We start from the raw sequence: 14,155 nt of genomic DNA on the forward strand, positions 1-14,155 counted from the left end.
CCAGCCGTCAAGCATCACCTTGACACCAACTGCCCGCATAGGCACAGGCAGGCTTCAGGAGAATTTGGGATACGGTTTCACAAAATACATGGGTCCCCGGAACGGATCGGTCCGGGGAACGGCTGACATCCCATGCATTTGATAATCCCGGCAGCATGAACAATGATGAAATCAAGACAGTTTTCAAGGCCTATGAATCATTGAATCACAACAGGAGCAGGATATAATAGAAGCTTTAAAGACTATAGTCATATTTTAAATCGCTTTATCATACTGTTAAGGCCCTCAGCCAGTCTGGACAATTCGGCAGAACTGGTGTTGACCTGTCGGCTGCCGGTTTTCATTTCATCCGAAGCCTGGCCGACCTGATGAATATCCTTGCTGACTTCTCCGGCCACCACTGAGGCCTGGTTGACGTTTTCGTTCACCTCCTGAACCCCGCTTCCGGCCTGGCTCACATTGTTGGTGATTTCCTGGGTCGTTGCAGTCTGTTCTTCAATGGCAACGGCAACGGAGGTTACAATGGTGTTAATCTCATTAATCACCTCAACAATTTCGTTAATAGCGATTACGGATTCACCGGTGCTTTTCTGCACCTCATTGATCCGGGCACCGATCTCATCAGTGGCCTCGGCTGTTTGCTGGGCAAGGACTTTAATTTCTGCTGCGACTACGGCAAATCCTTTTCCGGCCTCTCCGGCTCTTGCCGCTTCAATGGTGGCGTTAAGGGCCAAAAGGTTGGTCTGTTCAGAAATGTCTGCGATGGTTTCGGTTACTCTGCTGATCTGGGAAGCAGCGTCTCCCAGTTCATTGACTTTTCCTGAAACCTCTTCTGCTTTTTTTACTGCATCCAGGGTTGTCTGGCTGCCTTTGGATGTATTGGACGCGATTTCCGAGATGGTAGAGGACATTTCTTCGGCAGCGGCAACAATCATTTGAATATTGGCAGAGGTCTGTTCAGTTGCTGCGGCCACTGAATTCATGTTTGCGGTCATTTCTTCGGCAGCAGCAGCTACGCCATTGGCCTTTTCGGAAGTATCATCCGCATTGACTGCCATTTGTTCGGAAATGGCGGACAGTTCTGTGGAGGAGGAGGTCAATGTCTGAACACCGCCGGCGATCTCTTTGAGCATTTCCGTCAGATTTTCAGCCATTTTTTTCATGCCGGCATAAACACCGGTCAGTTTTTTGCCATCATCCTTGAATTGGATTGTCAGATCCCCGGCGGCAATACTGTCGGCAATACCGGCAATCTCCAACGGCTCCCCGCCCAGTTGGTCCATGACGCCTTTTGCAAACCAGAGAACACCCACCAAAATAATGACAAGAAAAACAATTCCGACCATTACCGAAAGATTTCTGATATATTTGGTCGCTTCCAGAAACTCTTCCTCATCCTGGGTAACGCAGATACTCCAACCCGTGGATTTAATTGGGGCGAACCCGGCTATTTTACGCACGCCTTTAAATTCATAGTCCTGGACATCGGTTTTTTGGGCCAGCATTTGCTTGCTCAACGCCTTCATCCCGTTTATTTGGGTCACGTTGGTATTAAAAATAAGATCCGGGTTGGGATGGGCGATGACAATTCCTTTTTTGTCGATTAAAAACGGATACCCGGTTTTACCCAGTTTAACCTGGGTAATGATGTTGCTAAACTGATTGAGTTTGATAACCGATATCAATGCACCGACAAATACTCCCTTCTCCTGTTTTAAGGGAACGGCAACCGTGAGAATCGGTCCCCCGGATGTTTTTGACAAAATGGGCTCGCTTAAACTGAGATTCCCTTTTTTGGCATCAATAAAATATTCCCGTTCTGCCAGGGAAAGCCCGTTTGCTTTTCCCCCAAGGCTGTCGGCAATGACGGTTCCGTTTTGATCTGTCACCATTATGTTTTCATGTCGGTTTTTAACCTGGTCATAAACATCGGCCAAAAATTTTGCTAGTGCATTCAACTCCGGTTTTACATAGTCCGGCCCTAAGTTAAACGCCTTAGAGGCAGTCTCTTTTACCATCGGCACTTGGGAGATGGCCAAGGCAAATCCTTTTTCCTGGTTGATGAACTCTTCGCCCAGGACAACCAGATCTTTGGCAACCTGAACAGAGTTGGACTTATGGCTTTCGATCAGGGCGTCGGAGGATTTGCTTACTGAAAAATAGCTACTAATGGCCAGGGGGAGTATGGCGGCCAAAACTCCTCCGATTAACAACCTTGATTTCAAAGACATCTTCATTCTGGAATTTCCTTTCTTAATATGAATTGGAGTTCACCCGGCTATCACAGGGTCTTGGGGTTAAGGGCGGCCCGGACCGCCTCTGCCAGTTCCCTGGCAATCAGCGGTTTCATTATCACGGCAAACGCACCGCCTTTTTTGGCAGCAGCAGACGTCACATCACTAAACCCGGTGCTTAAAATAATGGGAATGTCTCTACGCAGTTTACGGATTTCACGGATCAGCTGAATCCCTGTCATCCGGGGCATGGTTAAATCAGACAGCACCAGGTCAAAGGCCTGGGGATCCTTTTTGAAAATTTCAAGTGCCTCAAGACTGTCGGTCACACCCGTTACCTCATATCCCATGGTCATCAGGATCAGACGGCCGGATATAACAATATCTTCTTCATCATCCACCATGAGAATCCGGCCACTCTCCTTTGTCAGCGGCAGCCCTGGGAAGACCGTTGATTCCCCTTTACCGGTACCGGCCGGCAGATATATCTTAAAAACCGATCCCTTGCCCGGTTCGCTGTAAGCCGAAATGCCACCGCCCATGTCCTTAACAATACCGTGAACAATGGAAAGCCCCATACCGGTCCCTTGGCCTTTGTCTTTGGTGGTGAAAAACGGTTCGTAAATCCGGTCCATCACCGGCTTTGGAATTCCGCATCCGGAATCGGTGATCGAAAGCTCTATATAATTGCCCGGATCCAGCCCCTTGATTCGTATCTCTTCCCAGTTTTCAATCCGGATGGATTTAAGGCCAACTTCTATGATTCCGTTCTTGCCTTCCATGGCATGCGCCGCATTAGTACACAGGTTCATGATGATCTGGTGGATTTGGGATGCATCGGCCACTACCGTGATGTCGTGTGCATCCAATTTCTGAATAATTTCGATATTCTTAGGGATAGATGCCCGGATAAAAGTAAGGCATTCCTTAACTAAGGGCATGATGACCAAAGGCTCCCGCCGGATCTCCTGTTGCCTGCTGAATATCAGGATGTGGCGGATTAAATCCCGGGCCCTGATACCGGCGGAATAAATCTTATCTAAACTTTTGATCACATCAGGGTCCGCGTTGCACTGCAACCGGGCCAGTTCGGTAAATCCTAAAATTGAGGATAGGATATTATTAAAATCATGGGCAATGCCGCCGGCCAAGGTACCGATAGCCTCCATTTTTTGACTCTGCTGAAGCCGACGCTCTATCCGCCGGCGCTGGGTGATGTCCCGGGTGACGCCAAGCACCCGGTTTGCTCTGCCGGCCTCATCCCTTAAAAAGCTGGCTTTTATTTCAGTCCAGACAAAGGAGCCGTCTTTTCGCACCTGTTCCACCTGGGTTGACCAGGACCGTCTGGGATCAACCTCAGAATCACCTTCCTTTGCCATCTCCTCGCTGATCATTCCGATAAATCGGTCTAAATATTCCGGTGCAATGATATTTATATCTTTCAAACCCAACTGTTGGATCTGTTCCGGGGTGTATCCCAAAATGGTTTCAACTGATGGGCTTACATAAAGAAAATGCATATCCGGCAATTGAAGGGTCCAGATAATGTCACTGGCGTTCTCCATCAACAACCGGTATCGCTCTTCGCTTTGCCGCAAGGCCTCTTCCGAAGCTTTGCGTTGAATAATTTTCCACATGCCGTCCATGAGCAGGTTCATCTGCCGGATATCTGAATCATTATAGTCTTCCGCTTTGTTCCCCACCCCGGCCACTGCCACGATCCTGCCACGGTCAAAGACCGGAACACTCATATACCTGATGATCCGGATATGTCCGGCCGGGAACTTGTCCCCTTCGGATTTCGGTTGATAATCGTTGATAATTATAGTCTCGCGTTTCCGGACTGTCTGTGTCCACAATTTGGTTTTCTCTTGGTGGCAAAGGCCATTCTTGTCTATTATCTTACAGTCCTGAATCGTATCATTAGACCATGTATACAATGTGGCCTCTTTTTCATCCTCGGTTAAAAACACCAGATATCCGACCTGGCTCTGGGTGAGTTGAATGGCCTCTGACAATGAAAATTCCGTCAAGTCCGATAGCGAAGCCTCAGCCATCTGGTTCAATTCCCGAAGTTTTTTTAAACGCAAGCTATCTAAACGGAGGGCTTTTCCCATCTGTTCCCGTTTTCGTTCGCTCAAGATGGACTGGGCAGTTATGTATAGGGAAAGCACCAGGAATGTGACCAAAAAACCGGCGGAAATCCGAAAAATACGGCCGGAAATCGCATCAATATGATCTGTTATATCCGCCACATCAATACCGGTGCCGATGATCCACTTCCAGGGACTAAACAGTCTGACATAAGAAAGCCCGGGAAAGGCTTTACCCATACTGCTTGGTGAAGGCTCATGATATTTGACACATCCGGACCCTTGGGTATTGGCAATCCTCACACATTCCTCAATCAATTGCTTTACCTGGGGACTGGTCAGGGAAGACAGATCTTTGCCTTCCAGCCACGGCATAACAGGCTGAACAATCACCCGGCGGTGTTGGTCGATGATCCAGAAAAACGCCTCGCCTTTCGGACCGTACCTCAGGTTCCGTATCCGATCCATGGCACGGTGCTGGGCGTCTTCAAGGGTCAGCTCGCCGGACAAAACACGCTGGTGGTATTCTGACAAGAGGCTTGCTGTCAGGGTGCAGTTGCTGTCATTGAGATCGCTGACCATAGCCTTTTTCTGTTCGATAAGATGATGTTTTAACGAAGGGACAAAGATAAGGAAAACGCATACAGCAAACAAAATAAATGTCAAAAACAACGGAACGATAATTCGTAAGAAAGTCCCCAAGGAGGGTTGCCCATCCTTTTTCCCAGGCCCGGATTGCTTTTTACCGGCTATGTTCAATAACAATTTCCTTTCACAAAGAAGATATCAACAACCCCTTGCAATACCCTGAGGATATCCTTGGTTGAAAAGGGTCTGTACAAAACCGCATCAAATTCATCGAGAGCAATGGGCCATGGGGTTTCGGATATACCGATAATGGGGATGGCTTTTTTGAGGACGGATCGAAGAAAGGCAGCCACATGGATTCCGGAAACCGGCTCCATCCGGATACTGGTTATAACCGCGCTGTAAGTCTTGTTTTTAATTTTTTCAATTCCTTTGTCCCCGCTGTCGGCAACATCTACCGAGAAACCCTGCCTTGATAAACAAAACCTTAAGAAAAACAAACTTCCCGGATCATCATCGATGACTAAAATAGGCGCTTTCAGTTTTTCAATTAAGGCGCAGGTGACCGTCAACAAATGATCGCCTTCCTCTCCGCTTTTCCTCAAAATATCTTTCACCTGTTTTTTTAGATTGCTGTCTCAAACAGCCGCCACCAACAATTCAGGCCGGCACCAACAATTCAGGCCGGCACTTTGATTTCACCCACATTCAAAAAATCAAGCTGAAAATAAGTTCTCCACCCGGGCCCACAATGGCTGCTTTCCCGGACAAACATCTAATCATAATGGCTTATTACTGATATTTATGTATCTTTGCTAAAAATATGCCACAACCGGAAAAACAATCCAGAACACAGCCAACAAGCTGATTTTATTATCAAATTTACAAAGGCAAAACAGGCTGATTTCAAATCAAAGGGGTGTTATATTCTGTAACACAAAATCATGATCTATTGCGAATAAAGGCGCTGGGCAAAGCAAAAGCCCCATTTGTTACAAAATAGACCAATGAGTTAAAGCGACACAGGCATCGAACCGGGTGAAAGATAAAAATCAGGGGATACGCTGCTTTAAATATCGTCCCAGGCGTTGCCGGGATATCCCCAGGAATCGTGCTGCCATAGACTTATTGTTGCCTGATCGTTTCATGGCTTCAACGACAAGGGAGTGGATGGCCTCCCTCAATGTAGGCAGCGGCTTGAGTTCAGAATAGCATTTCTCCTTTGGCAAAGAAGAGAGTAGAAGGTCTGGGGAGGGCAGGAATTGACTGATATGGGTTTTAAACCGGTCCAGGGACAGGACCCTGGATTTGTGGTCTGCCACAGCATCGTAAATCATGGATTTGAGTTCCCGCACGTTTCCGGGGAAAGAATAGTTGGTCAGCAGAGGGAACAACTCCGGCGGCGGGACCGGTTTCTTTTTTCCCATTTCGCGGGCCGCGGTCCCGAGAAAACAATGTATCAGCAACGGCAGATCATCAAGCCGTTCGCGCAGGGGCGGGACCTCCAGATGGTGAAAGCAGAGTCGATAGTAAAGATCTTTGCGGAATTTTCCCGTCTCCTGCAATGGCGCAAGGTCTTTGTTGGTCGCCACGATAACCCTGATATCTGCAATTTTTGGCAGATCCGCGCCCAGGGGAAAGTATTCGCGTTCCTGGAGGAGCCGCAGCAGTTTGACCTGGGATATAGGGCTCAGGTCACCGATCTCGTCCAAAAACAAGGTCCCGCCGGTGGCATGTTCCACCATTCCCCGTCGCGGCTTTTCCCCACCGGTGAATGCGCCGCTGATATGGCCGAACAATGTATCTGAAAAGGTGTTGTCATCAATCCCGGCTGCATTGACCGTTACCAGCCGCCCCTTACGGGGGCTTAACTGGTGGATGGCCCTGGCAATCAACTCCTTTCCCACACCGGTCTCGCCGGTGATCAACACCGGCTGCGGGCTTGCGGCAATGGATTCGGCATATTGAAACAGGCCGATCATGGCGCGGTTCCGGGTGTTGATTTCCCGGAATGCCTCCGGATTCTTGAGCCGGCCGGACAGGATACGTTCTTTAAGCTCCTGGTTCTCATTCTGCAGCCTTCGAATTTCAATGGCCCGTTTAACCCCTGAGATCAACCGGCTCTGTTCCACCGGCTTGATCATATAGTCAAACGTCCCTTTTTTCATGCACCGCACCGCAAGCTGCACATCGGTATCTCCGGTGATGACGATAACCGGGAGATCGGGGTAATCGGCTGCTATCATGGCCAGAAGCTCTTCGCCTGAGATCTTGGGCATGATCAGGTCCAAAATTACCACCTCGATCCGATGCTCCCCCAACACGGGCATGACGGTTTGAGGGTCCTGGCACAGGATGAAATTGTTGATCCCCGTCTTTTCCAGAATCATCTGAAATCCCTTGAGCGTATCGGGGTCATCATCCACCAGCAACACCGGATGTTGGGGGAAAGGTGTCACAGGAGTACCTCCGGGGAGCTGCCCCCACCGAATTCCCCGGGCGCCTGATCATAGAGACGAGTCTTTGGCGCCTCATTCAGGGGAAGGCTGACCGTGAACACCGAGCCTTGGCCCGGTTTGCTGGTTACCTCGATTTTTCCTCCGTGGGCAGTAACAATGTTCAGGCAGACCGCAAGTCCCAAACCAGTCCCGCCCTGTCCCCGCCGGGTCGTAAAAAAGGGATCCATGATCCGCGTCAGCAGTTTTTCCGGTATGCCATGGCCCTGGTCCCTGACCCGAAAACAAAGACAATTCCGGTCCGGTTCTAAAAACGTAGTGATTTCCAGGCCCTGGTCCCGGTCTGAAATTGCCTGGCAGGCATTCTGAATCAGATTGATGACCACCTGTTCCAGTTTCTGCTGGTTTCCCCGGACCACCGGCAGAGAAGTGCCATATACCAGGTTGAAATGATCCGTTTTTCCATCAATCAGGTTCCGGGTCAGGCGCACTGCATTTTTGACCACATGGTTAAGGTCCACGGTTTGGGCCATATCCACCTCTTCCTGGCGGGCGTAATCCTTCAGGTCCTTGACGATCCGCTGAATTCGGGCCGATCCCTCGATGATCCCCTCAAACAGTTGGGGAACGTCTTCTTTCATCCGGCTGTAGGGTAGTCCGCCCAGACTGAAATCGCCATTTTCCCGGAAATACCGGTCCAGCACCGGTACACTGCTCTTCCAGGCATTGATTAACAAAGGTGTATTGGACATGATCAAATGATTGGGATTGTTGATCTCATGGGCCACACCAGATACCAGGATTCCCAGAGAAATCATTTTGTCGGCCTGAATCAGTTCATTTTTCATCTGCTGCTCCAGGGTGATATCAGCCACCCGGACAATGGCGGCCCAGTTATGATAGCCTTTTTCCTGAATCGGATAAACAGTGACCCGTTCCAGGGCGTCAGGATTCTTCAGCCCGGCCCGCTCGTATTGTTTTTTGCGCCCGGACCCAAAAACTTGCCCCACGCAGCACCCAGCACAAGGCCGGGACGTTGATTTAAAAATCTTATGGCATTTCTGGCCCAGGCATTGGCTGCCGGCCCTGCCTGCATAGATTTCAGCCGCCCGATTCATCATCAGAATTCCCATGTTCCGGTCCAGAATAATCAGGGGGTCACAGATGCCGTCCAGAATCATCATCAACAGGTGATTGCTCTCTCTGAGTTGTTCCTGTGCCCTTTTCTGGGCGTTGATGTTGATGAACATACACCGGATACCAATGAGTTCTCCGCGTTCATCCATATCGGGTTTAGCCTGAATCAGGGTGTGGATAATCTCCCCGTCACGGCAAACCAGTTCCCGTTCGACCATCAAAAGAGTATTTTCCCTGATTTTCTTTAAGTTCTGATCACGATACATTTTCTCCCGGGAGTCCGCAGTGTAGAACTTACTTATGGACCAGCCAATCACTTCTGTACGGGTATATCCCAATGAAGCCAGGAACAAGGCGTTACAGTCCCGCAACACCGCATCCCCATGCTGATTTTCAAGCACCACATACATCACGGGAGCGCTCTCGAATAATTCCCGATAGTTGGCAGCATTCTCCTTTTCCAGCTCCCGAATCCTGAATTTCAATGCCTTGCAATCGGCACAATGATCCGCCACAAAATCCCCCTCCCCTACAGGTAATCTGCATCAGACGCTACCTAACAAGGGTGAAGACACTATCATTTTTGCAACCAACTGAAAATATCAAATTCAATAACTATCAAAATATCAAAAATTATGCCAATATCACATGCGATCACCCCACCAAAGATCCATCGCCGGGTTGACTCAATTCTTGAATTTATTCTATATTGCATAATTACATAGAGTTGAATATAATATACCCAATGTTGCATAATAATTTTCCCAAATTAATAAAGCGTATTTAAAATCAACATGTAAATTTGTATACCGCATCATAATCAGAAATTCACGTAGGATTAGATACTGATCTTGTTTTAATTTACTTATTTTTTTACCCCCCTTGGAGAGCCGTTGGTATTTAATCTTTTTTGTTATCAAAACGTTGCGGCAACCGACTACAACTGAAATCTTGAGTATACTAAAGCTTAAATTATAGAATTCTACAACGTTGGGGGACACATGGCAGATAAGACTGTCGGCACACAGAACAAACTCCTCTGACTACGGCCCATCAGGTCTGTTCAGGGGAATTTTTATGACGAATTCCGAGGTATTTTCAACTATGATCCTTGTCACTGGTGAAATTTTGTTTGATATTTTTCCTGCCTATAAGCGCATGGGTGGGGCGCCCTTTAATTTTGCCTACCACATGAAAAAGCTTGGTTTTCCGGTGAGATTTGTTTCAAGCGTCGGAAATGACGACTTGGGTGGTGAAATTCTTGATTTTCTGGATAACCACGATTTTAACCCTGAAGACATACAGATTGATCGCAATCGCCCCACCGGTACGGTAAGGGTAGATGTACTTGGTAAAGGCGAGCATACATTTACTATCTCAGAAGATACAGCATACGATTACATTGACGTTGCCCCCATACGTCAACTGGTATCAGGAACAAATCCGGATCTCATCTATTTTGGCACATTGATCCTTCGAACCCAAAACAATTTTGAATTACTTCAAGACATTTTAAACCGGAAACCGCCGGAAACCATATCTTTTTGCGATATTAATCTGAGACCCGATTGCTATACAAAACAAACGATAAAGGCGTCCTTGGATGCAGCAAACATACTGAAACTCAATACCGATGAGCTTGAAGAATTGACGTCTGGCTCAAATGTTAAGAGATCCCATGCGATGTCCGCCAGGCAATTAATGAGAAGCCATTATATTGAAACTGTTATCCTCACCATGGGAGAAAAAGGAAGCCAATGGTTTACCACAAACCAGGACCACTATATGGGACCATCAAAAGCGCCTTTAGATATTGCTGATACCGTTGGTGCAGGCGATGCATATGCAGCGATGTCTGCGGCCGGCATCCTGAAAAATATGCAAATTGAAGAGATCATCCCCCTTGCCGCCGAATTTGCATCCTATGTCTGCAGTATTCAGGGGGCATTGATTCAGGATTACGCGGTTTACCGAAAATTTAGAACCAAATTGGAGAAATAAATGAAAAATAAGGGCCTATATATTCAGATGTTCAGCATTCATGGCCTTATTCGATCTGAAAACATGGAACTTGGCCATGATGCCGACACAGGAGGACAGATTAAATATGTCATAGAGTTAGGCAAAGCGCTATCCAAACATAAAGATGTCCATAGGGTCGATTTACTGACACGGTTGATTTCGGATAAGGCCTGTTCTGATGACTACAGCCGGCCCATTGAAACGGTCAATGAAAAATTTCGCATTGTCAGGCTTCAATGCGGCGGGAAAAAATATATACGCAAAGAGTTGTTGTGGCCATTTATGGATGAGTATGTGGATAAAACAATTAAGTTCATCAAAAATGAAAGAAAAATTCCGGATGTAATCCACGGCCACTATCCGGATGCAGGATATGTAGCCAAAGAACTGGCCCGGTTTTTCGGGCTTCCCTTTATCTATACCGGCCATTCACTGGGTAAACCAAAAAAACAAAGGTTGTTGAATGAAGGGCAAAAAGAAGATGAATTAAACAAAAAATTCAAAATTGATCACCGGATTTTCATGGAAGAGCAGATTTTGAAATCAGCAGATATGATCGTGACCAGTACCCGCCAGGAAATAGACGAGCAATATGGTCTATACCAAAACAAAGGGCTGCCCAAGTTCCATGTTATTCCGCCGGGGATCGACATTGAAAAATTTTGCCCTTATTACCACGAGACATTTGCCAATAATGAACAAAAAGAGGAGTCTTTGTTTACAAGGCAGTCGCTTATCAAAGAGTTGCGCCGCTTTTTCAGGCACCCCGAAAAACCGATCATTCTTGCATTATGCAGGCCCGATAAACGCAAAAACATTGAAGGGCTTGTTAAGGCATATGGGGAAGATTATGATCTGCAGGCCATTGCCAACCTCGCCGTTTTTGCCGGAATCAGAAAGGATATATCCCAGAAAGAGGACAGTGAACGGGATGTGTTGACCCAGATGCTGCTGTTAATAGACAAGTATAACCTGTACGGAAAGATGGCCATTCCCAAAAAACACGATTTTGAACTTGAAGTGCCCGAGCTTTATCGCATTGCCGCCAGAGGAAGCGGCGTGTTTGTAAATTCCGCACTGGTGGAACCCTTTGGATTAACCCTTCTGGAGGCTCTGGCATGCGGCCTGCCGGTGGTAGCAACAAATGACGGCGGACCCAAAGATATCATTGATAACTGTCAAGGCGGAATCCTGGTGGACCCCAAAGACACAAAGGCTATTGCCAAAGCCATTAAAGATATCCTGGTACACTCTGATACATGGAGTGAATTTTCAAAAAACGGCATCATGAATACCCGTAAGTATTATACCTGGACAAGCCATGTGAAAACATATGTTCAAAAGATCAAATCCCTGCACCAAAAATACGAAACCCTGGAAATGGATGTCAACGAACAACGATTAAACATTGGAAAACGATTTTCAAACCTCCATTATTTTCTCATCACCGATATTGACAACACGCTGTTGGGGGGCAGCGATGAAAGCCTTGAGCAGTTGATGAAACTGCTTAAGGATAATAAAGAAAACATTGGTTTTGGCGTGGCCACGGGCCGCGTGCTAAAGTCAGCCCTGGATATTTTACAAGCAAATAATATCATGACCCCGGATATTATAATCTCCGGGGTAGGAAGTGAAATCACCTATGGTGAATCTTTGTATCATGACAAGGGATGGGAAAACCATATTTCCAAAAACTGGAATCGTGACCTGATCATGTCAAAACTTGAGGATGTTAATTATCTGACAAAACAACCTGACAATACCCAAACACCTTTCAAAATCAGTTATAATATGGTGCCCGGCAAGGATCATCTTCCCCGGTTGCATCATATTTTGACAAAAGACCGATTCCGGTACACATTAATCTATTCCCATGAAAAATATCTGGATATCCTTCCTTACAGGGCCTCAAAGGGGAAAGCCATACGGTATCTGAGCTATAAATGGGAAATTCCTTTGAAAAATCTTCTGATCTGCGGAGACTCAGGAAATGATGAGGAGATGCTCAAGGGTGAACCCGCCGGTATTGTCGTGGGAAATTACAGTTCAGAACTTGAGCCGTTGAAACATATTAAAAACATATATTTTGCTCAAAATAACGCAAGTGGCGGTATTATCGAAGGAATTAATCACTACAAATTTATTCAAAAGGCCGGAGGAACCCAATGACGCTGAAAAACAAAATTCAACTGATAACCTACCCTGACAGCCTTGGCGCCAATCTACCTGAATTGCATTATGTCCTGCGAAGATACTTTTCAAAAGCAGTTTACGGACTTCACCTGCTGCCGTTTTATCCTTCCTCCTCAGATAGAGGCTTTGCCCCGCTGACCTATGATGAGGTGGACCCGGCATTTGGGACATGGGAGGATATTGAAAAGATCGGTCAAGATTTTGACCTGATTATAGATTTTATGGTGAACCATATTTCACGCCAAAGTGTCTTTTTCCAGGATTATGTTGAAAAAGGGGCTGACAGCGAATATGCAGACATGTTTATATCCTTTGAAAAACTGTCTCCCGACGGCTGGATCAAAGAGGAAGATCTTGCCAAGGTTTATACACGAAAACCCAGGCCCCCATACCAGGTCATTGAACGCCCCGACGGCACGCTTGAAAAAATCTGGTGCACCTTTGATTATCAACAAATCGACCTGGATTACAATTCACCAAAAACCCGGGAGGTGATGCGCCGTTTTCTAATTCGACTGGCCAGGAACCGGCCCAAAATGATCCGTCTGGACGCGGTTGCCTACACCACAATGGAAATGGGGACCAATTGCTTTTTTCTGGAACCCCAGATCTGGGAGCTTTTAGACTGGTTCAATGACTATGCATCGGCTTTTGATACCCAGATTCTCCCTGAAATTCATGAACATTACTCCTATCAGATCAAACTTTCCCAAAAAGGATATTGGTGCTATGATTTTTCCCTGCCCATGCTGGTACTTCACGCACTGTTCTCCCATGACAGCCGCCAATTAAAATCATGGCTGAAAAAATGTCCACGCAAACAGATCAACACCCTTGACACCCATGACGGCATTGGGGTTGTAGATGTAGACCAGCTTCTGAGCCCCGAGGAAATACAACTGACTCTTGAAGAACTTTACAAAAAGGGATCCAATGTAAAAAAGGTGTATTCCGGCCCGGAATATTACAACCTTGATGTTTACCAGGTTAATTGCACCTACTATTCCGCCCTAGGATGCAATGATGATGCCTATATCGCAGCCAGAACCATCCAATTTTTTACACCCGGCATTCCCCAAGTTTACTATGTCGGACTTCTGGCCGGTGAAAATGACATCAAACTGGTGGAAAAAACAAAATTCGGACGAAATATCAACCGGCACAATTTTTCCTTGGAAGAAATTAAAGAGCACCTTCAGAAGAAGGTGGTTCAAAGGCTTCTCCACTTAATGGAATTTCGGAATACCTACCCTGCTTTTAACGGAGAATTTAGTCTCATAAAAAGCAGGAGCGACCGATTAATAATGAAATGGACACATAAAAAATGTCAGGTTACGGCTGAGATTGACCTTGAAAATTACAAGTCGAATCTGACCTATTTTGACCCTGTGGCAGGAAGGGATGTGAGTTTCACAGCATAAATTGCATA

The 14,155-nt window shown here is 46.7% G+C and carries 8 protein-coding genes; 3 read left to right on the plus strand and 5 right to left on the minus strand.

From position 1 onward, the window contains the following. Window positions 1-248 precede the first annotated feature (248 nt). From B147_RS0118490 to B147_RS30540, 5 genes are all read right to left on the minus strand, one after another. Complete coding sequence (locus tag B147_RS0118490; protein ID WP_020588694.1) at window positions 249-2,237, minus strand: methyl-accepting chemotaxis protein; 1,989 nt, start codon at window positions 2,235-2,237, stop codon at window positions 249-251. Window positions 2,238-2,281: 44 nt separating this feature from the next. Beyond that, window positions 2,282-5,086: a cache domain-containing protein gene (locus tag B147_RS0118495; RefSeq protein WP_020588695.1), complete on the minus strand. Its 2,805-nt coding sequence runs from the start codon at window positions 5,084-5,086 to the stop codon at window positions 2,282-2,284. After that, window positions 5,083-5,520, minus strand: a complete 438-nt coding sequence (locus B147_RS30535; RefSeq protein ID WP_020588696.1) for a response regulator — start codon at window positions 5,518-5,520, stop codon at window positions 5,083-5,085. The genes B147_RS0118495 and B147_RS30535 overlap by 4 nt, the downstream gene beginning before the upstream one ends. 447 nt (window positions 5,521-5,967) lie before the next feature. Continuing rightward, window positions 5,968-7,374: a sigma-54-dependent transcriptional regulator gene (locus B147_RS0118510; protein WP_020588698.1), complete on the minus strand. Its 1,407-nt coding sequence runs from the start codon at window positions 7,372-7,374 to the stop codon at window positions 5,968-5,970. Continuing rightward, a complete protein-coding gene (locus B147_RS30540; RefSeq protein ID WP_020588699.1) occupies window positions 7,371-9,023 on the minus strand; it encodes a PAS domain-containing sensor histidine kinase in 1,653 nt (550 codons plus the stop codon). Before B147_RS30540 ends, B147_RS0118510 begins: the two co-directional genes overlap by 4 nt. Before the next feature lie 562 nt (window positions 9,024-9,585). Between B147_RS30540 and B147_RS28890 the strand changes: the two genes are divergently transcribed. From B147_RS28890 to gtfA, 3 genes are read left to right on the plus strand one after another with little or no spacing between them, the layout of a single operon-like run. Further along, window positions 9,586-10,509 carry a PfkB family carbohydrate kinase gene (locus tag B147_RS28890; protein ID WP_020588700.1) on the plus strand — a complete coding sequence of 308 codons (924 nt, stop codon included), beginning with the start codon at window positions 9,586-9,588 and terminating at the stop codon, window positions 10,507-10,509. Next, on the plus strand, window positions 10,510-12,702 hold the full coding sequence (locus tag B147_RS0118525; protein ID WP_020588701.1) for an HAD-IIB family hydrolase: 2,193 nt from the start codon (window positions 10,510-10,512) through the stop codon (window positions 12,700-12,702). It begins immediately after the preceding gene. Continuing rightward, on the plus strand, window positions 12,699-14,147 hold the full coding sequence (gene gtfA, locus B147_RS0118530; protein ID WP_020588702.1) for a sucrose phosphorylase: 1,449 nt from the start codon (window positions 12,699-12,701) through the stop codon (window positions 14,145-14,147). The genes B147_RS0118525 and gtfA overlap by 4 nt, the downstream gene beginning before the upstream one ends. Window positions 14,148-14,155: the final 8 nt, after the last annotated feature.

The organism is Desulfobacter curvatus DSM 3379 (assembly GCF_000373985.1).
Classification (GTDB): Bacteria; Desulfobacterota; Desulfobacteria; order Desulfobacterales; family Desulfobacteraceae; genus Desulfobacter; species Desulfobacter curvatus.

Excerpts from the sequence above, each read along its gene's own strand:
- gtfA (WP_020588702.1), top strand. The coding sequence starts at position 12,699 with ATGACGCTGAAAAACAAAATTCAACTGATAACCTACCCTGACAGCCTT.
- B147_RS28890 (WP_020588700.1), top strand. The coding sequence starts at position 9,586 with ATGACGAATTCCGAGGTATTTTCAACTATGATCCTTGTCACTGGTGAA.
- B147_RS0118525 (WP_020588701.1), top strand. The coding sequence starts at position 10,510 with ATGAAAAATAAGGGCCTATATATTCAGATGTTCAGCATTCATGGCCTT.
- B147_RS0118490 (WP_020588694.1), bottom strand. The coding sequence starts at position 2,237 with ATGAAGATGTCTTTGAAATCAAGGTTGTTAATCGGAGGAGTTTTGGCC.